This window comes from Rhodococcus sp. KB6 (assembly GCF_001445685.1).
In the GTDB taxonomy this organism is placed as follows: domain Bacteria; phylum Actinomycetota; class Actinomycetes; order Mycobacteriales; family Mycobacteriaceae; genus Rhodococcus_F; species Rhodococcus_F qingshengii.
Genome location: NZ_LNAK01000163.1, coordinates 447073 through 447321, shown reverse-complemented (window position 1 = coordinate 447321; position 249 = coordinate 447073). Strand labels below are relative to the sequence as shown.

1 protein-coding gene is annotated in these 249 nt (G+C 63.9%); it reads right to left on the bottom strand.

What is annotated here, in order from left to right; translation table 11 throughout:
* Window positions 1-214: hypothetical protein (locus tag ASU23_RS35385; RefSeq protein ID WP_216637140.1), on the bottom strand; the 214-nt coding region annotated here is incomplete at its 3' end.
* Window positions 215-249: the final 35 nt, after the last annotated feature.

The window sequence follows — 249 nt, the reverse complement described above, 5'->3', positions numbered from 1 at the left end:
CCACCCCCACCGGACCACCCGAAAACCCCGAAACATCAACACAACCCACATCAACAAACCCCACCCCCACCGGCAAACACCCACCATCACCAACCCGCGACAACACCACCACCGGATCCACCACCCCCACCACAAACCCCACCCGCTCCACCGGCGCACCCACATCCACCGGAACAAACACCCCACCAGCCCGCACCACCGCAAACACCGCCACCAACAACTCCACCGACCGCGACAACGCCACACACA